This window comes from Actinorhabdospora filicis (genome assembly GCF_030269765.1).
Classification (GTDB): domain Bacteria; phylum Actinomycetota; class Actinomycetes; order Mycobacteriales; family Micromonosporaceae; genus Actinorhabdospora; species Actinorhabdospora filicis.
In genome coordinates, this window is record NZ_BSTX01000001.1 from 2269612 (window position 1) to 2291328 (window position 21717).

Sequence of the window (21717 nt, forward strand, 5' to 3'; positions counted from 1 at the left end):
GCCGTCACCGGCCTTCGGTGGTCCTCTGTGGATGGCCGTCGCCCTTGATTCTGCGGAACAGCCGCCACCCCAGCCAGGTCGCCATCCCACCGAGCACCAACGCCCCCGCCGGCCACGCCAGGTACCCCATCGGCGTGCGCTCCTGATCGTCGGTGACGGTCACGAACACGTTGTCCGTGGCTATCAGCGCCGTCGCGGCCGGTCGCTCCACCGGCACCAGCGTCAGAATCGGCCCCTCGCCCGGGGTTCCGGTGAACTCGCAGTTGAACGCCGTCTCGGCCGTGCACCAGGTGTAGGTGTAGAGCTCGCCGAGCTCGTGCTCGGCGGCCACGTCGAGTTCGATCGGCGGAGAGAGCGTGTAGAACCGCCCGCTCTCCACCGGTTGCTCGAAGCGGCAGAACATGGCGGTCCGGCGGTCGTCCACGAGGTACTGGCAGTTGGCGTACCTCGCGTCGGATCGCAGTCCGGAGCTGGCTCTCAGGTAGAACATGACGCCGTTCGCCGTGGCGTCGCCGTCGTTGCCGACGACCACGGGCGCGGTGATGGTCGAGCCGTTCTCGACGGTGAGGTCGCCGGGCCGCCCCACCACGAGGTTCGCGTCGGCCCACGCCGCCGAGGGGATCAGCGCGGCCGCGCACGCGGCCAGCACCACGAGTAAGCGTCGGACCATGCCCGACGCTAACCCGAAAGTGCCTTCCGCCGCTGTCCCTAGTCCTCGATCGAGTTGTGCATGCCGAGGATGGCGATGTCGTCCTTGGGCTGCTCGTCGGAGAAGTTGAGGACGGTGGTGCGCAGCCGCGCCGCCACCACCGACGCGGGGTGTCCGGCGAGGGGTGTCACCGCGCGGCAGACGCCCCGGAGCCCGAACATCACGTCGCCGTTGCGGCGTTCTGTCACACCGTCGGTGTAGAACAGCAGGGAGTCCCCGGGCGCGAGCCGCAGCGAGGTCACGGTCACCTTGACCTGCTCCAGCAACCCGACCGCCGTGCCCTCCACGCCGACGAATTCGCATTCGCCGACGCGGGGCAGGTGCAGTGCGCGCTCGTGCCCGGACAGGCACATCTCGACGCACAGGTCGGGCCCTTCGCGCCACACCATGGCGGTGATGAGGGTGGCGTACCGGCCTTCGTCGGGCTGTTCCAGAAGTGTCCGGTTCAGCAGTTCGATGATGCGGGGCAGCGGCAGCCCGTCGCGGGCCAGCGCGCGCAGGACGTCGCGGACGACGCCGGTCACGGCGGCGGCTTGGGCGCCCTTGCCGCACACGTCCCCGGCGGAGACGAGGTAGCGGCCGGGTTCGACTTCGAGGACGTCGTAGAAGTCGCCGCCCACGTCCGTGCCGGTGGACGCGGGGACGTACTCGGCGGCGAACTCGATCCCGGGCGCCTGCGGCAGGGCGGCGGGCAGGAGGGCCTGCTGGAAGGCCTGGGCGACGCGCTGCCGTTCGGCGTGGATGCGCGCGTTGTCCAGGGCCAGTGCGGCCCGCCGGGCGATGTCCTCGACGACGGTGACGTCGTCGGGGGCGTGGAGGCGGTCGGCGGGGCGGCCGAGGGTGAGGACGCCGAGGATCTTCCCGCGCGCCGCCAGTGGCACCGCGATGCCCTCGACCGGGCGCGACAGGGCGACGGTCAGGCCGAGTTCGGCGGTCTCCTTGAGGCGTTCGGCGAGTTCGGCGTCGGGCCCGGACAGCAGGCGCTTCATGACCGGCCACTGCGATTCGTCGCGGTGGGTTCCGGCGGCGAGCCCGAGTTTGCCCCATTCGTCGAGGACGTAGACGGCGCACCAGTCGCCCAGGCGCGGCACCATGAGCTGCGGCACCAGGGCGAGGGTGAGGTCGACGTTCAAGGACTGCGCGAGCAGTTCGGAGGCCTCGGCGAGGAACGTCAGCCAGGAGCGGCGGCGGACGTCGGCCGCGCGCAGCCGGTCGGCCTCGATGGTGAGCGCCATCCGGTCGGCGGACAGCACGGCGAGGGTGCGCAGGGCCGAGGCTCCGGCCGGGTAGAGCTCCAGGCGCCCGGACAGGGGCCGCGCGAGGTGCAGCGGCACCACCATCGCGTCGTCGCGGACGAGCGGTACGCGCCCGCACGAGGCCAGCCGGGACTCGCCGGCTCCGTCGCCCTCGTCGAGCCAGACGGCGCCGCCGGTGGCGCCGACGATCTCGCAGAGGCGCTGGAGGAGTTCGGCGATGAGCTGCGGCAGGGTGAGCCGGGTCCGCAGTTCGTCGGGGACGCTGACCAGCCACGCCACGCGTTCGGCGGCGGCGACGGCGAGGTCGGGGTCGACGGAGGTGTCGGGGACGAGCGCGGTGGCCTCGGGGAGCGGTGGCGGGACGTGCCCGCGTCGCTCCAGGCGGAACCAGACGCCCTTGCCGGTGGCGTCGTGTGTGGTGCCCCACGCCGAGGCGAATCGGTCGACGAGTAGCAGGCCACGGCCGTGTTCGGCCATCTCGTCGGGGGGTTCGGACGAGGGCGCTTCGAGCGTCCCGCCGCGGAAATCGGTTACGGTTACGGTTACGCCGTCGTCATCGGCGACCACCTCGACATCGAGGTCGGTGCCGGCGTGTACGACGCCGTTGGTGGACAGCTCGGTGGTGAGGAGCATCGCCTCGTCGAGCAGGTCGGTGAAGCCGGCCGCGACGAGGACCTCTCGGACGAGCGCACGCGCCGCCGCCGGCGACTGATGGTCGGCCGGTAGGCGGAGACGTCGCCGGGCTTTGACGGACACAGCTTGCAGTGTCCCCCATCGGCAATCGAAGATAGAAACACCCCACCGTGGTTCAAACGCTAAAAGAGGCGATCGATGACAACTGTCAAAGCGCCCCCTATCAAACGCGATGAGAACGAGGAGGTCCTGTCGGCGCTGGCCGCGGCTCTGGCCAGGGTCGAGCGCGGGGATTTCTCCGTCCGGCTGCCCAGGACGCACGGTTTGGGCGGCGAGGTCATCGACCGGTTCAACGCGGTCGTGGCGAAACAGGACACGCAGGTGCGCGAGTTGTCCCGCATGGCCCGGGTGGTGGGCCGCGAGGGCAAGATGACCGAGCGTTTCGCCGAGGAGCACCTCGATGGCGGGTTCCGGCAGGCCGCCACGGCGGTGAACTCCCTCATCGACGACATCGTGCGCCCCACCGCGGAGATCTCGCGGGTCATCGCCGCCGTCGCCGAGGGTGACCTCTCGCAGCGTGTGACGCTCCAGATCGACGAGGGACGCACCCTCAAGGGCGAGTTCCTCGAACTGGCGCGCACGGTGAACAAGATGGTGGAGCTGCTGTCGGGTTTCGCCGGTGAGGTGACGCGCGTCGCGCGCGAGGTGGGCACGGAGGGCAAGCTCGGTGGCCAGGCGGCCGTCCCGGGCGTGTCGGGCACGTGGAACGACCTGACGGTCAGCGTGAACCAGATGGCCAGCAACCTCACCGACCAGGTGCGCAATATCGCCCAGGTGACCACGGCGGTGGCGCGGGGCGACCTGTCGCAGAAGATCACCGTCGTCGCGCAGGGCGAGATCGCGGAGCTGGCCGGGACGATCAACTCGCTCACCGACACGCTGCGCGTGTTCGCCAACGAGGTGACGCGTGTCGCGCAGGAGGTCGGTACCGAGGGCAAGCTGGGTGGCCAGGCGCACGTTCCGGGCGTGGCGGGCACCTGGAAGGACCTCACCGTCTCGGTGAACTCCATGGCCTCGAACCTGACCGATCAGGTTCGGAACATCGCGCAGGTCGCCACGGCGGTGGCTGGCGGCGACCTGACGCAGAAGATCACCGCGGTGGCCCAGGGCGAGATCCTGGAGCTCAAGACGACGGTGAACACCATGGTGGACCAGCTGTCCGCCTTCGCCGACGAGGTGACGCGCGTCGCCCGCGAGGTGGGCACGGAAGGCAAGCTGGGCGGTCAGGCGAAGGTGACGGGTGTCTCGGGCACCTGGCGCGACCTGACGGAGAACGTGAACCAGCTCGCGTCCAACCTGACCGACCAGGTGCGCAACATCGCGCAGGTCACCACCGCGGTCGCCAAGGGCGACCTGTCCCAGAAGATCACCGTCGACGCGCAGGGCGAGATCGCCGAGCTGAAGAACACGGTCAACCGCATGGTGGACCAGCTGTCCAGCTTCGCCGACGAGGTGACGCGAGTCGCGCGTGAGGTGGGTACCGAGGGCAAGCTGGGCGGCCAGGCGCACGTCCGGGGTGTCTTCGGCATCTGGAAGGACCTCACCGACAACGTGAACCTGATGGCCTCGAACCTGACGGCCCAGGTCCGCAACATCGCCCAGGTCGCCACGGCGGTGGCCAAGGGCGACCTGACGCAGCAGATCACGGTGAACGCGCAGGGCGAGATCGCGCAGCTGAAGAACACCGTGAACAAGATGGTGGACCAGCTGTCGGCCTTCGCCGCCGAGGTCACCCGAGTCGCCCGCGAGGTCGGTACGGAGGGAAAGCTGGGCGGGCAGGCGCAGCTGAGGCGCGCGGCCGGTACCTGGCGCGACCTCACCGACAACGTGAACCTGATGGCGTCCAACCTGACCAACCAGGTCCGCAACATCGCCGACGTGGCCACGGCCGTGGCCAAGGGCGACCTGACGCAGAAGATCACCGTCGACGCCCAGGGCGAGATCCTGGAGCTGAAGTCGACGGTGAACCGGATGGTCGACCAGCTGTCCAGCTTCGCCGACGAGGTCACCCGCGTGGCCCGCGAGGTGGGCACCGAGGGCAAGCTCGGCGGCCAGGCCCACGTGCACGGCGTGTCGGGCACGTGGAAGGACCTCACCGACAACGTGAACTCGATGGGTTCGAACCTGACCGACCAGGTGCGCGCCATCGCCCTGGTCACCACGGCCGTCGCCGAGGGCGACCTGACCCAGCAGATCACCGTCGGCGCGCAGGGCGAGATCGCCCAGCTCAAGAACACCGTCAACCGGATGGTCTCGCAGCTGCGGTCCTTCGGTGACGAGGTGACGCGAGTCGCGCGCGAGGTGGGTGTAGAGGGCAAGCTCGGAGGCCAGGCGCAGGTCGAGGGCGTCTCGGGCATCTGGCTGGACCTCACCGACAACGTGAACCAGCTCGCGACGACGCTGACCAACCAGCTGCGCGCGATCGCCGAGGTGTCGACCGCCGTGACGCGCGGGGACATGACGCAGCGGATCATGGTCGAGGCGCGCGGCGAGGTCGGCGTCCTGACCGGGAACATCAACCAGATGATCGAGACGCTGCTCGACACCACGGTCAAGAACGCCGAGACCGACTGGATGAACTCGAACCTGGCGCGCGTCTCGGAGCTCCTGCAGGGGCAGCGCGACATCGGCGAGGTCTGCCGCATGATCATGACCGAGGTGACGCCCCTTGTGGACGCCCAGGTCGGCGCGTTCTTCCTGATGTCCTCGGCGAAGTCGCAGCCCAAGCGGCTGACGCTCACCTCGTCCTACGGTTACGTCGGGCCGGACACCGATCTGGTGTTCGCGCCGGGCGAGTCCCTGGTCGGGCAGGCGGCCACGTCCCGGCGCGCGATCCGGCTGAAGGACGCCCCGGCGGACTACCTGGTCGTCCGCAGTGGACTCGGGCGCGCCCGCCCCGCCGACGTGGTGGTGCTGCCGGTGCTGTTCGAGGGCGAGCCCCTCGGCGTCATCGAGTTCGGGTCCCTGAACGCCTTCTCGGCGCTGCACCTGAACTTCCTCGACCGGCTGGTCAACACCATCGGTATCGCGCTCAACACCATCCTGGCCAACCGCCGGACGGAGGAGCTGCTCACCGCCTCCCAAAAGCTCGCGCAGGACTACCGCGACCAGTCCGAGAAACTCCAGCGCACCAACGAGGAGCTGCAGGAGAAGACGGCCCTGCTGACCGAGCAGAACCAGAACATCGAGCTGAAGAACCGCGAGATCGACATGGCCCGCCTGGGCCTGGAGGACAAGGCCCGCCAGCTCACCCAGGCGTCCCAGTACAAGAGCGAGTTCCTGGCCAACATCAGTCACGAGTTGCGGACGCCGCTCAACTCGCTGCTCTTGCTCGCGCGCCTGCTGGCCGAGAACGCCGAGCGCAACCTGACCGCCAAGCAGATCGAGTTCGCCCGCACCATCCACAATGCCGGTTCGGACCTGCTGGTCCTCATCGACGATATTTTGGACCTGTCGAAGATCGAGGCCGGCCGCATGGCCGTGGACCCCAGGCCCCTCGCGGTGGACGAGATCGCCGGGTACGTGGAGCAGGCCTTCCGGCCGCAGGCCGAGGAGAAGGGCCTGGAGTACACCGTCGAGAAGAGTCCCGAGGTGCCCGACACCATCGTGTCGGACGCGCAGCGGCTCCAGCAGATTCTGCGGAATTTGCTGTCCAACGCGGTGAAGTTCACCGACTCCGGCTCGGTCTCGCTCACCATCAGCCCCGCCCCGCGCGGGATGATCTGGGGCGTGCCGTCACTCGATACGGCCGAGAACGTCTACGGCTTCAGGGTCACCGATACGGGTATCGGCGTGCCGGACGAGAAGCTCGCCTTGATCTTTGAGGCCTTCCAGCAGGCCGACGGCACCACGAGCCGGAAGTATGGAGGGACGGGCCTCGGGCTGTCCATCTCGAAGTCGCTGGCCAGGCTCCTGGGCGGTGTGATCACCGTGGAGAGCCGCGCGAGCGAGGGCAGCACGTTCACCCTCTACGTCCCGGATGTGCTCACCGCCGACAAGATCACCCTCACTGATGATCTCGGCACGATCCAGGAGGTGCACGTCGCGCCCAACCGGAACCGGCCGATCCTGCGGCAGGCCGGCGCCAAGCACGAGCGCCGGGCGAACCAGTCCGCGCAGGTGCTGGAGGGTGCGCGTGTCCTGATCGTCGATGATGACGTGCGAAACGTCTTCGCGCTGACCAGTGCGCTGGAGCTGCACGGCATGACCGTGCTCTATGCCGACAACGGCCACGACGGCATCGAGATCTTGAAGGAGAACGGCGACATCGACATCGTCCTGATGGACTCGATGATGCCCAACATGGACGGCAACGAGACCACGAGGGCGATTCGCAAGATCCCCGAGTTCGCCGATCTGCCGGTGGTGTTCCTGACCGCCAAGGCCACCCCCGGGGATAGGGACGGGTCCCTCAAGGCCGGCGCCTCGGCCTACATCACCAAGCCGGTGGATCTGGACGAGCTGCTGGATCTGATGGCCTATTGGGTTGAGGGTGGGGACAACGCGCTCGGACCGGCCGGTCAGAATGGTGTGAACGGCCAGCAGGCCACGCAGGTGGGTCGGCGGGTCATCGAGGGTGAAGTCATCACCGGCACTGGGGAGGAGACCGGGTGAGCGGTCCCCGTAGGGCGAAGATCCTGCTCGTCGACGACCGGGTGGAGAACCTGGTGGCCCTGGAGGCGATACTCCAGGGCCTGCCGGTCGAGGCGGTGGCGGTCACGTCCGGTGAGGAGGCTTTGAAAAAGCTGCTCACCATTGATTTCGCGGTGATCCTGCTGGACGCGCAGATGCCCGGGATGGACGGATTCGAGACGGCCTCGCACATCAAGCAGCGCGAGCGCACGAAGCACGTCCCGATCATCTTCCTGACCGCGGTGGACAGGGACGCCCACCTCGCCTTCCAGGGTTACGCGGCCGGAGCCGTGGACTACATCACGAAGCCCTTCGATCCCTGGGTGCTGCGCGCGAAGGTCTCGGTCTTCGTGGAGTTGTGGGAGCGTAAGGAGCAGATCGCCGCCCAGTCCGCGATAGTGCGGTCGGTCGAGACCGAGAACGCGCGGCTGCGCGACGTGGTGGCCGAGGCCCGGCGCGCCCTGCGCGACGGGGATGTGGAGAAGACTTCGGAGCTGCTCGGCCGGATCGGAGAGTAGGGCAAGATCGCCGACCGTCCGGTAGGTTTGTGGACGTGGTACGCCCCGAATTGGACATCGCCGTGCGCCAGGACGCTTCTGGTGAGACTGTGGTGGCGCTGCGCGGAGAGATCGACATCGGGACGGTTTCGCGGTTGACGGATGCCGTGGAGGCGGCCCTGGCCGAGGCACCCGACAGGTTGGTGCTCGATATGGCCAAGGTGACCTTCTGCGATTCGCAGGGCTTGGGCACGCTGGTTGTTTTGAATCGGGCGGCCACCCGGGCCAGGACGAACCTGATCCTGATGAACCTCGGAGATTTTTTGTCGCGGTTGCTGAACGTGACGGGTCTACGGCAGGCGTTCCTCATACGCGAAGAACGTGAGAGCCCTGAATAACGCGTCATGAGGGGTCTGCCGTGCTTCTGCTTCGATGGCGGGGCGGCACGGCCACAGGACGGTGTTGTTGGAGCGGTTGGTGGAGTTCTTGCGCGTGCAGTGGGCGCAGAACTCACCGGTGTTCCCGTCGGGACCGTGCGGGCCGTAGTCGACGCCAGGCTTCTTCAGGCGGCGGAGCATAAGAACCACCCGTCCCGCCTGCGCAACCGGGCGATGATGCTGTCGAGGCGGTGCGTCCACCCGAAGTTGTGGCGGAGCAGGTAGAGCAGGTCCCGGCACGGCCACACCCGGTCACAGCACGTACAACGTGCCACCAGCGCCACCACCGGAAACCCCGCCAAGAAGACGAAGCGTAGGCGCCTGCGAGTGGGCCGGTGCCGCATGATCTGGTGCCGCAGGATCGACACGGGCATGACCGTCATGAGGGCGACCCACACTTCGGGCAAGAGGCGGCGTGCCGCCGGAACATGGCGGTCAGCTCACGCTCCAGCAGCCGCCGACGGGCAGCGCGGACCGGCTCATAGGCAAGGGCCGTCGCCCGGTCGTGATAGACAGGAGTTTGATCGGGTTTCGCCATGGCGAACCTCCGGTTGTAGGGACCGGGGCGGGATCGTGATTGGCGTCGTGGACCCGCCCCGGTCGGTATGAGCCAGCGACCGGTCTCAGAGACCGGCGCTGGCTATTTCTGCTGCAAGACCGCCCCACCTACCCCACCTGTGTAAGCGGCCTCACACTCCGTTTGTATCATAGTGAGGTCTGCTCTGCAGTACTGCATGGGCGACTTTTCTGATTTTTCGCCGGGAGGTTCCCGTGGTCGGCCAGAAGAAGTCGAAGCTCCGCGCCGTGTGGCTCGGCCAAGCCCTGCGCGAGATCCGCGACCTCGCCGGGCTCAACTCGAAAGACGCAGGCGCGTACCTCGGCAAAGACGGCTCCACCGTCATCCGCATGGAGAACGGCGACGTGCCGGTCAGCGAGCCCATGCTGGAGGCGTTCATGGAGATGTGCGGCGTCACCGACCCGCACAAGCGCGCCGAGCTCATGACCATCCGCAAAGACGTGGCCCAGAAGGGCTGGTGGGATGGCTACAAGGGAGACGTGGCGGCCACCCTCATGGATCGCGCGTGGATGGAATCGAAGGCCGTCTCCATCCGCGCCTTCGAACCCGCATGCCTGCCCGGCCTACTCCAAACACCGGAGTACGCCGAGACACTAATGCGCGCACGCAGCCCGGAAACGAGCGACGCGGAAATCGAGCGCTGGGTCGACATGCGCATGGCGCGCCAGTACGTGCTCACCAGGCACCGGCCCGTCGCCTTTTCCGTGATCATCACGCAGCACTTGCTCACCATGGACATCGACCGTGAGACCATGCGGCTCCAACTGAGCCACCTGGCCGACATGGCCGACCGCCCGAATGTCGAACTTCATGTGCTGCCCGAGCGCGTTTGCACGGGCGTGGAGGGCCCATTCGAGGTGTTCGAGCTCGCGGAACCCTATCCCGAGATCGCCTATGTCACGACACCCGCGGGCGAGATCTGCCTCGAAGAGGATCCGGTCGTCAGACTGCACCACACGTATGATCGCCTCTTGGATGCATGCCTACCGCATGTGGCATCCAAGGCATTGATCATTGCCGAGAGGGACAACCTGTGACCACCCAGTTCGAGGTCGGGACGTGGCGCAAGAGCACCCGCAGCAGTAGCGGCAGCGGACAGAACTGCATCGAGGTCGGGGCTTGGCGTAAAAGCACCCGCACCGGCAGCGGAGGCAGCGGCAACAACTGCGTCGAGGTCGGCACCTGCTCGTGCCACGGCATCGCCATCCGCGACACCAAGGACCGCACGGGCCCCATCCTCTCCACCCACCGTCCGGAGTGGACCTCCTTCCTCGCCGGCGTGAAGTCCGGCGCGTTCGACGCGTGACCCCACGCGACCCCATGACATCAACCCACCCACACGACTCCCATGACCCCCACGGGTCGCCCGAGTCATACGAGCCACACGGGCCATACGGCCCGCCCCAGAGCCCCGGCGAACCCCGTCGGGGCTCTGCCCGTCCCGGGCGCATTGTGAGAACCCTTCCACTCGCTGCGGCCGTGGCCGCCGCGATCGCCCTCCTCTCCTTCCCGATCCCGGAGCGCGCCGCCCCCACGGGCCCCCAGGGCGGGACCCCGGGCGTCCCAACCCTGGAAACCACGTGGCCCGGCATCACCCCGACCACGATGCTCGGCACCTTCCTAAACCGCACGCCATACACACCCCTCCTTTACCTGGATTCATTGACGACGGTCGCGACCTCGGAGTCCGCCACGGCACTGCAGCTGCTCGTGTACACCCCCGGCGAGGAACCGGTCATCCTCGCCGAGCTTCCGCTGGAAGACGCTCCCGGCTTCACATCCGTGGCCGTCACCCCGGATGGACGCGTCATATGGACCGAAACAGTCCCAGACTCTCGCGGAACTCCGAAAACCACCATAAAGGTCACCTCCGACATTGTCCACCCCGGCACTTCTACCAGCGGAAACGCTCCACAGGAGACCGATGGACCGGCTACGGGGGGATCCCCGGGTGTGCCCTCGAAAACCGTCACCACGGACACCGGAGACGCCCTCTTCTCCGGCTCCGCCCACGACCTCCAGGTGAGCTCCGACGGCGTCGTCCACTGGGCCGCCGCCACCCGCCGCGCCACGCCCACCACCGAGATCCGCTCCATCCCCCTGACCGGCGGAAACGTCCAGATCGTCACCCTCAGCGGGGATTACTCGTTGTCCAGTTGGCCGTATGTCGTCGGCACGCCGGGCAAGTCCGTCGCACTGCTCGACCTGGCGTCCCAGACCACCCAGACCATCACCGTGGGCGCCGACGAGATGGCCACCTGCTCACCCGTGTGGTGCCGTGTCCTCGGCATGACCTCCGGCAACACCGACGCCCTCCCGACGGGCGGCGGTCCCCGGACCACGATCGCGGGCCAGCGCTATTCGGCGGCCGTCCCCGACCCGTTCCTCCTCGACCGCTTCGAACCGCTCATCGACACCTCCGCCGCCAGCCCACAGGGTCAACCGCTGCTGCTGTTCGACGCGAAGACCGGCCGTACCACCCTCATCGCCCGCGACGCCCGCATCGTCCAGGCCCACGACGCGATGCTCTGGTGGTCCACCGGCGACAAGGAGACCCTGCGCTGGCACGTCCTCGACCTGACCCAACTCACCTGACCGGACTCACCGACCCGAGCACGGCTCCGCCCGCGGAACGCCGTCCCCGAAGCCCTGCCCCCGAAGCCCTGCCCCTGAAGCCCTGCCCAGCTCAAGCCCAAGCCCAAGCCCCGAGGCTCTGCCTCCTGAAACTCCGGCCCTCTCTGCACCCTCTCTGCGCCCTCTCCGGCCCCTCTCGCGCACCCGCGAAAACGAGAGGGCCGGAGGCGTGTCCCCCCGTTTTAGGACACGCCTCCGGCCCGCCGCCCGGGCTCCTCTCCTAGCCGGACGGCATCTCCACCAGTACGGTCCCCTTCTCGACATCCATCTCGTCGAAAACCGAACCGCTCGTGGAAAGCACTCGCAGCAGCGTCCCGTCGGCGGACACCATCACCCACCTCCGGCCGCTCCACACCACCTGACCGGGCATGGCCCCGATCGGGCGCACGCCCACCGGGTCCTGGAAGAACCGCTCACCATCGGCGAGCAGGTGCTGCCCATTGCGCTCCAGCCACAGCCACTTCAGATCCGGCGAGGCCTCCACCACCGTGAAGGATCCATCGCAGGCCTTCTCCTCCTCCCCCAAAGTGGACAGGTTCACCCGCACGAGACACCCCGTCCCGTCGATGACCAGCGCCATCGTCCCGGCCCCATCGGAGGTGCGGAACTCGCCGTCCTGCCACATCGCGCCGATCGCGTCCCCCGGCCGCCACAGCATCCAGCGCGCCCTGGCCGCGTTCGTCAGCACCAGCCGGTCACCCGCCCACTGCTGCACCCGCACGCCCTGCGGCAGCGCCATCACCGGCGCTCCCGTCACCAGCTCCTGCGACAGGTCCGCCACCCAGGCCGCCCCGTCATCCCCGACCCACGCGGCGAACCGCCCGTCCGCGCTCACCGTCGCCGGCGTCCCCGCCGGCGCCAGCAGCACCATGATCGGATCATTGTTGTACGCGAAATAGGTGCCCTTCGTCCCCATCAGCACGACCCCGTGCGCCGTCCGCCACACGCGCCCGATCTCACCGGTCTTGTCCTGCGCTCCCGGCGGCAGCGCGACCCCGTCGATCGTCTGATTGGGCCGGTACAGCTGCACGCCGTCCGTCGCCTTCGAGTCCGGGCTCGGGCTCACCTCCGACGTCGGAGCCGCCTCCCCCGCGTCCCGCAGCCACAGCACCGGCACCGCCGTCCCGATCGCCACCAGCACCGCCGTCGCCACCGAGGCCACCGTGTTCCGTACCCGCCGCCGGTGCGCCCGCCGGATCGCCACTTCCGCGTCGGCGTAATCGAGCGCCTCACCCGCCAGCCTCGCGAGCTCATCGCGCACCCCGGTCATCGGCCGGCCTCCGGTTCCAGATCAAGAGTCGGCAGTAGAGCGCGCAGCTTCCGCAAGGCGTCGTAGGTATTGCGCTTAACGGTCCCCGTCGTCACCCCGAGGACCTCGGCGATCTCGGCCTGGGACATGTCCTCGTAGTAACGCATCACGATCACCGCACGCTGCTTCGGCGCCAACGCCGCCAGCGCCGTCACCAGCGCCAGCCGCTCCGTCGTCACCTGCGCGTCGTCCCGGCCACCCTCCATGACGGCGGTCAGGTCCGCGTAAGGCCGCTCCCGCCGTCCCACCCGCCGCCACCACGAAGTGTGCTGATTGACCATGATCTTGCGGACGTACCCCTCCGGGTTCGTGTTCACGATCCGCCGCCAATGCCCGGCGGCCCGCGCGAGGGAGTCCTGAACCAGCTCCTCGGCGGCCGAATGATCGCCGCACAGGAGATAGGCGGTACGCGAGAGCGCCGCGCCACGGGCGCGGACGAACTCCTCGAAGCCTTCGTACCGGTTCACGTATGGATAGACGGGGGAAGGGGGGTGAGGGTTGGGACGGGAGGGAAAGTTTTTTGGCGGCCACCCCACCGATACGCCGAACGGTGTCCGCGCCGTCCCCTCAAAGCCGCCCGTCGCTCAAACGAACGCCCGATCCAGCTGGTACCCGATCACCCGCCGCGCCTCGTCCACACTCCGGTGCCCGAGCACGATCGACGTCCCGAGCGTGGCGTGCATCGCCAGCAGCGCGATCGCCTCCATCCGCGGATCCCGTCCCTCCCGCAACTCCCCGGCCACCCCCGCGGCCTCGAACCGCTCGATCACGACCCCCTCAAGCGCCACCGGCCCGCGCCGCAACTCCCCGATCAGCTCCGGATCGGTCATCGCCATCGCCGAATACGAGGCGAACACCAGCTGCAGGACCCGCCCGTCGTCATCGGTGGGCAGCAGCTCATCCAGCACCGCCTCGATGAACACACGTGCGCTCACCTCTCCCATCCCGCGCAACCTCAGGATCAGCCGCTCGTTGATCCTTGCGGATACCACCTCGACCGCATGGAACATCAGCCGCTCCTTGGTCCCGAAGTAGTACTGGACCAAGCGCACCGAAACCCCCGCCTCCAGCGCCACCGCCCGCATCGTCACCGCATGCAACCCTTGAGCGGCGACAATGCGCATGAGCGCTGAGGCGATGTGCGAACGACGCTGATCGTGGTCGGCGAACTTGGGCATGGGGTGATTGTGGAGCGTGGGGGTCAGCCACCACCACAGCCACCCCGGCCCGGGGTCGCATCCACCTCCACGCCACCCCACACCACCACCCGGCCGACCAGCCTGCCCGCCCGCCCGCCGGTGAGCCCACCACGGCCCGGAACAGCCCAGGACGACTAGGACGACTCAGGGCGGCACAGCGCGACTCAGCACGGCTCAGAACAGCCCGGTCCGGCCCCGGCGATCAGGTACAGCACGCCCCAACCCCGCCCTGCTCTCCGCCCGCAACCACCTGGGGCAGCACGCGCCCAGCCGTCTAGCCGTCTAGCCGTCTAGCCACACGGTCACCCGACACCCCCGGTCCGGCTCACGGCCACCCGGCCCAGCCCGGCCCGGCCCTCACACCCAACCCGCTCCGGCTCACGGCCACCCGACGCGGCCGAGTCCGGAACCCACCCGCCCGGCAAGGCCCCGGGCTCGGCCCTCGGGCCACCCGGCCTGACGAAGCACGGCTCGGCATGGCCTGGCCGCGAGACACGGCCTGGCCTGAGCCGGCCTGGCATGGCACGGCCTGGGGCTGGCGTGGCGCCGCGCAGCCTGGGCTGCGTCGCGTGGGCTGGCCTGGGCCGGTTTGGCATGACCTCACCTGGCGCGACCCGAGCTGAGCCGCCTCACCTGGCCTAGCGTGAGCTGGCCTGGCCTGGCCTGGGCTCGGGTCGCCTCGCGCGCCTCACCGCCAACGCGGCCCTCATGGGCGACTGGCGCGTCCTCCACCCTGTCCTCACGGGCGCGACGCAGAGCTCGCCGCCATCACCGTCCCCCTCACCGTCGTCATGGGCGCGCGCACCAGCCTCTTCGACGTCGGACGCGCCACCGCCCGCCTCGCCCGGCTCGTCCCGCACGCCCGCGTGGTGGTCGTCCCCGGAGCCGGCCACGGCGTCCCCCTCGAAGCCCCCGACGCGGTCAACGCCGCCGTCCTCGACACCGTCGCCGGCGCGATAACCGCGTGAGGTTCCACCTACGAACAGCCACAATCATCCCGTGCTACTGACGATCTCGACCACCCACCGCCCGGCCACCGACCTCGGCCACCTGCTGATGAAGCACCCCGACAAGGTGCAGTCCTTCGACACATCGGCCGGTCCCGCCTACGTCTGCTACCCACAGGCGGACGACGAGCGCTGCACCGCCGCGCTCGTCCTGGACGTCGACCCGGTGGCGCTCGCCCGCCGCCGGGACGGTCGCGACTTCACCCTCGGCCGCTACGTGAACGACCGCCCCTACGCGGCGTCCTCGCTGTTGTCGGTGGCACTGGGTAAAGTATTCGGAACGGCACTTTCCGGACGCTCCAAGACCCGCCCCGACCTCGCCGCGACCCCCATCCCGCTGGACCTCGACGTCCCCGTCCTGCGCGGCACCGCCGAGCTGTGCGAGCGCCTCTTCGCGCCCCTCGGCTGGACCGTGACCGCCGACGCCCTCTCCCTGGATCCCGACCGTCCCGAGTGGGGAGACGCGCCGTACGTCCACCTGCGCCTGACCGGCGTCCACACGGTCGCCGCCGCGCTGGGGCACCTGTACGTGCTCCTGCCCGTCCTGGACGACGCCAAGCACTACTGGGTCACCACCGACGAGGTCGAGAAGCTCCTGCGCGCCGGAGCCGGCTGGCTCGCCACCCACCCCGCCCGCGACCTGATCACCCGCCGCTACCTGAAGCGAAAGGGCGACCTCGTCCGCGCCGCCCGCGCGGCCCTGCTCTCGGAGGAGATCGCCGACCTCGTCGACCCCACCGACAGCCCCGACGGCCCCAACGGCACCGACACCGCCACCGACCGCAATGACGCCGCCGAGAATGCCGCCCACTCCCGGGCCCACGACGCGGCCTCCGTCTCCACGCACACGCCGACCGAGTCCGCGGCCGTCCCCGACCCCGGTACGACCACTCCCGGCTCCGGCGCGGCCATCGCCGATCCCGGCGCCGCAGCGGCCTCGGGTCCTACTTCGGCCACAACCGACGCGGCGGCACCCGACCCCGCCGCCCCGGAGTCCACCGCGCCCGCCACCGGGCAGGCGCGGCGAGACCCGCTGCCCGCGGCCAGCGCCCCCGGACCCGCCTCCGTCACCCTCGACTCCATCCCCGAGCCCGACGGCGACGCGGCCATGGCGAAAGCCGAGCCCGCGACCAGCACCAGCACCAGCACTAAGACCTCCGAGCCCACCTCCGTCACGCCCATCACCATCCCCGAGCCCGACGGCGACGCGGCCACAGCCACGGCGGATGCCAATGCCGATGCCGGTTCCGGTGCTCGTGCTGCTGGTTCCAGTGCCAGCTCCGGTGCCAGTGCCGACTCCGGCGCCGAGACCGGCACTCGTGCCGACACCGACACCGACACCGCCGCTCAGGCCACTCAGCCCACCCCGCGCCCCCTCACCCTCGTCCAGCACCGCCATCGCGCCGTCCTCGCCGCGCTCAAGGCATCCGGCGCGCGCACGGTCGCCGACCTGGGCTGCGGTGGTGGCGCGCTGCTGGCCGAGCTCTTCGCCGATCACTCCTTCACCCGGGTCCTCGGCGCCGACGTCTCCTCCCGCGCGCTCGAAATCGCCGAGCGGCGGCTGTGGCTCGACCGGCGCGGCGACCTCGAACTCGCGCGCATCTCACTCATCCAGACGGCCCTCACCTACACCGACGACCGCCTCAAGGGCTTCGACGCCGCCGTCCTCATGGAGGTCATCGAGCACCTCGACGAGCCGCGGCTGCCCGCGCTGGCGTACGCCGTCCTCGGCCACGCCGCGCCGCGGACGGTCATCGTGACCACCCCGAACGCCGAATACAACCCGCGCTACGAAGGACTCACCGGCATGCGCCACCACGACCACCGCTTCGAATGGGACCGCGCGCGTTTCGCCGCGTGGTGCGCCGAGCAGGCCGGACGCCACGGCTACCGCGTCGAGCTGCGCGCCGTCGGCGAGGCCGATGCCGAGGTGGGCGCCCCGACTCAGATGGCGGTCTTCACGAAGGAGGCGGACCGATGATCTCCATCCCCGAGTTCGCCCTGGTGGCCCTGGTCGGGATCTCCGGCTCCGGCAAGTCCACCTTCGCGGAGCGGCACTTCGCGGGTTCGGTGCTGTCCGCCGACCACTTCCGGTATCTGGTGGCGGGCGACGAGAACGACCAGACCGCATCCTCGGACGCCTTCGACTCGTTGTACCACGTAGCGGACAAACGGCTGGCAGCTCGGCGCATGACCGTCATCGACGCGACCAATGTCCAGCAGCACGCCCGTACCGCCGTCCTCACGGCCGCGAAGAAGCAGCACGCGCTGCCGGTGGCGATCGTCCTCGACGTGGACGAGGACATCTGCTGGGAGCGCACCCAGGCCCGACCCGACCGCTCTTTCGGGCGCCCGGTGCTCAAACGGCAGAGACGCGACCTCAGGCGCGCCATCCGCACCCTGGCCAAGGAGGGCTTCCGGCGCGTGTTCGTCCTCTCCTCACCCGAGGAGATCGACGCCGCCACGGTCACCCTTGAGCCCTTGTGGACCGACAAGACCGACCTCACCGGCCCCTTCGACATCATCGGCGACGTGCACGGCTGCTTCGATGAGCTGGTCACGCTGCTCGGTGAGCTCGGCTATGTCCTCACGCACGAGGACGGCCGCGTCGTCGGCGCGCACCACCCCGAGGGGCGCACCGCCGTGTTCGTGGGCGACCTGGTGGACCGGGGCCCGGACTCTCCCGGCGTCCTGCGCCTGGTCATGGGCATGGTCGAGTCGGGGGACGCCCTGTGCGTTCCCGGCAACCACGAGGACAAGCTGGCGCGCAAGCTCCGCGGCCGCGACGTGAAGGTCGCGCACGGCCTGGCGGAGACGCTGGAGCAGCTCTCGGGCGAGAGCGCGGAGTTCCGCGCGCGCGTCCTGCGCTTCATCGACGGGCTCGTCAGCCACCTCTGCCTGGACGGCGGGAACCTCGTCGTGTCCCACGCCGGTCTCAAGGAGCGGCTCCAGGGTCGTGCGTCGGCACGCGTCCGCGCGTTCTGCCTGTACGGGGAGACGACGGGCGAGACCGACGAGTACGGCCTCCCCGTGCGGCACCCTTGGGCTCGCGAGTACCGGGGACGCGCGATGGTGGTGTACGGCCACACTCCCACGCCCGAGCCCGAGTGGATCAACAACACCATCTGCCTCGACACCGGCGTCGTCTTCGGCGGCCGCCTCACCGCGCTGCGGTACCCGTCGAAGGAGCTGGTGTCGGTACCCGCCACCCGCGTCCACTACGAGCCCGTGCGTCCCCTCACGCCCGTCGTGGAGGCACGCGAGCTGCTCTCGGTGGCCGAGGTGACCGGCCGCCGGACCGTGGACACGTCCTACGGGCGCGTCACGATCCCCGCCGAGCAGAACGCGGCGGCCCTGGAGGTGTGGAGCCGTTTCGCGCTCGACCCCTCACTCGTCCCGTGGCTGCCGCCGACGATGGCGCCGTGCTCGACATCGTCCGTCGACGGCTACCTGGAGCACCCCGCCGAAGCCCTGGCCGACGCCCTCGCCGACCAGGCGGGCATGGTCATGTGCCAGGAGAAGCACATGGGCTCCCGCGCGGTCGCCTACGTCCACCGGGACGGCAGCGGCTCCCTGTACACGCGCACCGGACGGTCCTTCTTCGGTCCCGAGGAGACCTCGGCCCTCCTCGGGCGCATCGCCACGGCCGCCACCGGGCTCTTCGACGAGCTCGCCTCCGACTGGCTGCTGCTCGACGGCGAGCTCCTGCCCTGGACCGCCAAGGCCCTCGGCCTGGTCAAGGAGCAGTACGCCGCCGTCGGAGCCGCCGCCCTCGGCGTCCTGCCCGCCGCAGTGTCCGCCGTGTCCGACGCGGTCGCCCGCACCGGAGCCGGAACCGACCTGCTGACCGGACTCCGCGAGCGCCACGCGAACGCCCTCGCCTACCGCGACGCCTACCGCGCCTACGTCGGCGGGAAAGTGACCTACGCGCCCTTCATGGTCCTCGCCTCCGAAGGCGCCGCCCACCACGGCCGCGACCACGGCTGGCACATGCAGAAAGCCGACGACCTGGTCGCATCCGACCCGAGCCTGTTCACCCCCACCAGGCGCATCGTCGTCGACCCCGCCTCACCCGCCGACGTGGCCCGCGCGACCGACTGGTGGCTCGCCCTCACCGAGACCGGCGGCGAAGGAATGGGTGACGGCAAGGGCGAGGGCATGGTCGTCAAGCCCTACGCCGGCCTCGTGCGAAACGGCCGCCGCATGGCCCAGCCCGGCATCAAATGCCGGGGACGGGAGTACCTCCGGATCATCTACGGCCCCGACTACACCCGCCACCTCGACGAGCTGCGCGATCGCCGCCTGGGCCGCAAACGCGGCCTCGCGATGCGCGAGTACGCCCTGGGTCTGGAGGCCCTCGACCGCCTCGCGGCGGGCGAGCCCGGCTGGCGGGTCCACGAGGCCGTGTTCGGGATCCTCGCGCTGGAGTCGGAGGGCGTGGACCCGCGCCTGTGACGACGAAAGACGAGACCGGCGAGACCGGCGAGACCGACGAGGCCGACGAGGCCGACGAGGCCGAGGGTGACGATCGGCCCGGCGGGTGAGAAACGAACAGCGGGCAACGGGTAGCGGGCGACCGACGGCCGGGCCGACGGGCCTACGGCCGGGCAGACCGGCGGGCCGAGAAGCAGCCCGAGGCACGGCGGTCACTCGGACGGGGTAGCCACACCACGAGCCTGACGGCCGACGGGCGGGCCGAGAAACGGCCCGAGGCACGGCGGCCCACCCGGACAGGGTGGGCCGCCACCGGCTGCCCGATGGCCGACCGCGACGAAGCCGGGGTCGGGGTCGGGGCCAGGGGCGGGGTCGAGGTCGGGGTCAGGGCCGGGGCCGGGCGAGGAGAGCGCGGGCGGCTGGCAGCACGGACAACCCACCGGCCCGACGGCCGACCGCGACGGGGACGGGGACGGGGACGGGGACGAACGTACGGAGCGCGGGGCGGCGGACGGGCGGGCGGGCGGGCGGGCGGGCGGGCGGGCGGCACGATGATCGGCTCGGCGGACGCGGCGAGCGGACCGACCACGCGTGCGTCGTGGGTGCGTGGTTCGGGCCCGACGGCGGTCATGACTCCGCTGTGGTCGGCGGAGGACGCGGCTTGCGTGGACATGGCGACCGTCAAGGTGGCCGCGGCGACTGTGGTGGCCGGGGCCGGTGTGAACGTGATCATGGGGGGCCGCTGGCCTGCGCCGGTGGAGGCGGCCACGATGGCCGCACGCCGGGGTGGCGAGGCGTAGCGGTGCGAGCTGATGGCCTCTCGCGGTGACGGCGGCCTGGGCGGCGGGGCGAAGGCGAGAGGCCGGCGAAAGGTGCGGTGGTCGGACTGAGCGGATCCCCGGAGGTCACCCTCCTCGTGTCGCCGCGCGTTCTCTCGCCCGAGTGGGGCTCTCATCGCGGCGGCCTTGTCCGCCGTACTGTTGCCGCAGCGCACGAAACGCGTAATTCGCGGGTTGCCGCGCAGGTCGCGAAGGGTGCTCCCCACGGGTGTGGGGGTGAACCGGCGCAGTTGCACGGCGTCGATCCGCCATCCCAGTGCTCCCCACGGCTGTGGGGGTGAACCGTCCTTCGCTTCACTTCCGGTACCGGGCAACGAGTGCTCCCCACGCCCCCCTCCCCACACCGAAACGCCCGCCCGGGTGCGGATCCGGGCGGGCGTCTCTTCGTGCATTCACTTGTGTTGGTGCGTTCCCTTGTGTGATGGGACGGCGCCGACCCCCGTTACGAATCGACGCACGATTCAGCCGCTCGGTCAGATCAGGTCAAGTCAGGTCAGGTCAAGCGGCGTACGCGATGAACACCCCTTCGAAAACCGCTCCGTCGATCGAGCGGACGTACAGCCCGGCGTTCTCCTGCCACCCACTCCAATTGCGGCTCGCGTATCGGTCGATCCTCCAGGGGTGCTGGCGGATGACGGCGGCGACGACGGCGGCTCCGTTGCCGGGTGCCCAGGGGTCGCTGCCGATCGACACGTCGGTGGGGGCACCGGCGCGGCCGTCGTAGACGGGCTGGAAGGCGTCCCAGGCACCGTTTCCGGGGTGCCGGATGGTGTGGCGGATCTGCGCGCCGACCACGCCCGCGAGCTGGAGCTCGTTGTTCCCGTCGACGGCCACGTCCACCGACGTCGCGTCGGATCCGGTGTAGAACAGGCCCCAGGGGCTCCACTCACCCGACCAGTACCTGACCCGGTGCCAGATTCGGCCGTTGATGACCGCCGCGACATGGGCGTCGCCGTTGGTCTGGACGGCGATGCTCACATCACCGGCGTCCGAGGCCCCGTAGATCGGCGCGAAGCCGCTCCAGGAACCATTCGGGAACCGGGCATTGTGGTAGATCTGCCCGCCGATGACCGCCACGACCTGTAGACCGAGGTTCGGGTCGTAGGTCGCGTCGACCTTCGTGGCGTCGGTGGCGCCGTAGAGGGTCCGCCAGGTCCCGTCGACGTCGTCGCGGCTGTCGAGGCGGTGCTCGATGCGGCCGCCGTTCACGCGCAGGGTCTGGCGGGAGCCGTCGCGGGCGATTCCGATGCCGCTGGCGGTGACGCCGCTGGGGTCCGGGGGCGTGGGGATCGCGGCGGCCGGCGCGGCCATGGCGCACACCACACCGGCGGCCAGGGCGAGCCCGGCGAACGCTGAAAGGATCCGGTGGGGCGGCCGGGTCGTGCCCGAGATTGTCATGATCTTCCTCCGCAAAGGGGGGGTCGGGGTGGGTCCGGCCGCCTGAAAGGACCATCCCGCCGTCCGCTAACCGGCCGCTAAGAATCCGCTAAGCGG

At 69.9% G+C, this 21717-nt stretch carries 15 protein-coding genes; 9 read left to right on the top strand and 6 right to left on the bottom strand.

Annotated features, from left to right (window positions below):
- Nucleotides 1–4: 4 nt before the first annotated feature.
- Together QSK10_RS10675 and QSK10_RS10680 are read right to left on the bottom strand one after the other, a co-directional pair.
- A complete protein-coding gene (locus QSK10_RS10675) occupies nucleotides 5–670 on the bottom strand; it encodes a hypothetical protein (protein WP_285662477.1) in 666 nt (221 codons plus the stop codon).
- A gap of 38 nt (nucleotides 671–708) precedes the next feature.
- Nucleotides 709–2721, bottom strand: coding sequence for a SpoIIE family protein phosphatase (locus QSK10_RS10680; protein WP_285662478.1), 2013 nt, complete (start codon nucleotides 2719–2721; stop codon nucleotides 709–711).
- Nucleotides 2722–2796: 75 nt separating this feature from the next.
- Here QSK10_RS10680 and QSK10_RS10685 point away from each other — a divergent pair, with 75 nt between their 5' ends.
- The 6 genes from QSK10_RS10685 to QSK10_RS10715 all read left to right on the top strand — a co-directional run bounded on the left by QSK10_RS10685 (nucleotide 2797) and on the right by QSK10_RS10715 (nucleotide 11396).
- Nucleotides 2797–7272, top strand: a complete 4476-nt coding sequence (locus QSK10_RS10685) for a HAMP domain-containing protein (protein WP_285662479.1) — start codon at nucleotides 2797–2799, stop codon at nucleotides 7270–7272.
- The gene (locus QSK10_RS10690; protein ID WP_285662480.1) at nucleotides 7269–7808 is read left to right on the top strand and encodes a response regulator; all 540 of its coding nucleotides are present in this window, start codon (nucleotides 7269–7271) and stop codon (nucleotides 7806–7808) included. The genes QSK10_RS10685 and QSK10_RS10690 overlap by 4 nt, the downstream gene beginning before the upstream one ends.
- 35 nt (nucleotides 7809–7843) lie before the next feature.
- Complete coding sequence (locus QSK10_RS10695) at nucleotides 7844–8185, top strand: STAS domain-containing protein (RefSeq protein WP_285662481.1); 342 nt, start codon at nucleotides 7844–7846, stop codon at nucleotides 8183–8185.
- An 810-nt stretch (nucleotides 8186–8995) separates the two neighbouring features.
- Nucleotides 8996–9838, top strand: a complete 843-nt coding sequence (locus QSK10_RS10700; RefSeq protein WP_285662482.1) for a helix-turn-helix domain-containing protein — start codon at nucleotides 8996–8998, stop codon at nucleotides 9836–9838.
- Complete coding sequence (locus QSK10_RS10710) at nucleotides 9835–10107, top strand: DUF397 domain-containing protein (RefSeq protein WP_349497679.1); 273 nt, start codon at nucleotides 9835–9837, stop codon at nucleotides 10105–10107. The genes QSK10_RS10700 and QSK10_RS10710 overlap by 4 nt, the downstream gene beginning before the upstream one ends.
- Nucleotides 10108–10754: 647 nt before the next feature.
- Nucleotides 10755–11396 carry a hypothetical protein gene (locus QSK10_RS10715; protein ID WP_285662483.1) on the top strand — a complete coding sequence of 214 codons (642 nt, stop codon included), beginning with the start codon at nucleotides 10755–10757 and terminating at the stop codon, nucleotides 11394–11396.
- 259 nt (nucleotides 11397–11655) lie between these two features.
- Here QSK10_RS10715 and QSK10_RS10720 read toward each other — a convergent pair whose 3' ends face one another.
- The 3 genes from QSK10_RS10720 to QSK10_RS10730 form a co-directional block, all read right to left on the bottom strand.
- Nucleotides 11656–12705 (bottom strand): hypothetical protein, encoded by a 1050-nt coding sequence (locus tag QSK10_RS10720; RefSeq protein ID WP_285662484.1) that lies wholly within the window; start codon nucleotides 12703–12705, stop codon nucleotides 11656–11658.
- A complete protein-coding gene (locus QSK10_RS10725; protein WP_285662485.1) occupies nucleotides 12702–13211 on the bottom strand; it encodes a SigE family RNA polymerase sigma factor in 510 nt (169 codons plus the stop codon). Before QSK10_RS10725 ends, QSK10_RS10720 begins: the two co-directional genes overlap by 4 nt.
- A gap of 117 nt (nucleotides 13212–13328) precedes the next feature.
- The gene (locus tag QSK10_RS10730) at nucleotides 13329–13922 is read right to left on the bottom strand and encodes a TetR/AcrR family transcriptional regulator (protein WP_285662487.1); all 594 of its coding nucleotides are present in this window, start codon (nucleotides 13920–13922) and stop codon (nucleotides 13329–13331) included.
- 737 nt (nucleotides 13923–14659) lie between these two features.
- Here QSK10_RS10730 and QSK10_RS10735 point away from each other — a divergent pair.
- From QSK10_RS10735 to QSK10_RS10750, 3 genes are read left to right on the top strand one after another with little or no spacing between them, the layout of a single operon-like run.
- On the top strand, nucleotides 14660–14911 hold the full coding sequence (locus QSK10_RS10735) for an alpha/beta fold hydrolase (RefSeq protein WP_349497687.1): 252 nt from the start codon (nucleotides 14660–14662) through the stop codon (nucleotides 14909–14911).
- Nucleotides 14912–14942: 31 nt separating this feature from the next.
- The gene (locus QSK10_RS34255) at nucleotides 14943–16931 is read left to right on the top strand and encodes a 3' terminal RNA ribose 2'-O-methyltransferase Hen1 (protein WP_432705305.1); all 1989 of its coding nucleotides are present in this window, start codon (nucleotides 14943–14945) and stop codon (nucleotides 16929–16931) included.
- Nucleotides 16928–19405, top strand: coding sequence for a polynucleotide kinase-phosphatase (locus QSK10_RS10750; protein WP_285662489.1), 2478 nt, complete (start codon nucleotides 16928–16930; stop codon nucleotides 19403–19405). The genes QSK10_RS34255 and QSK10_RS10750 overlap by 4 nt, the downstream gene beginning before the upstream one ends.
- Before the next feature lie 1316 nt (nucleotides 19406–20721).
- On the opposite strand, the gene QSK10_RS10755 is transcribed toward QSK10_RS10750, so the two are convergent.
- Nucleotides 20722–21621 carry a PLL family lectin gene (locus tag QSK10_RS10755; protein WP_285662490.1) on the bottom strand — a complete coding sequence of 300 codons (900 nt, stop codon included), beginning with the start codon at nucleotides 21619–21621 and terminating at the stop codon, nucleotides 20722–20724.
- Between the last annotated feature and the right edge of the window lie 96 nt (nucleotides 21622–21717).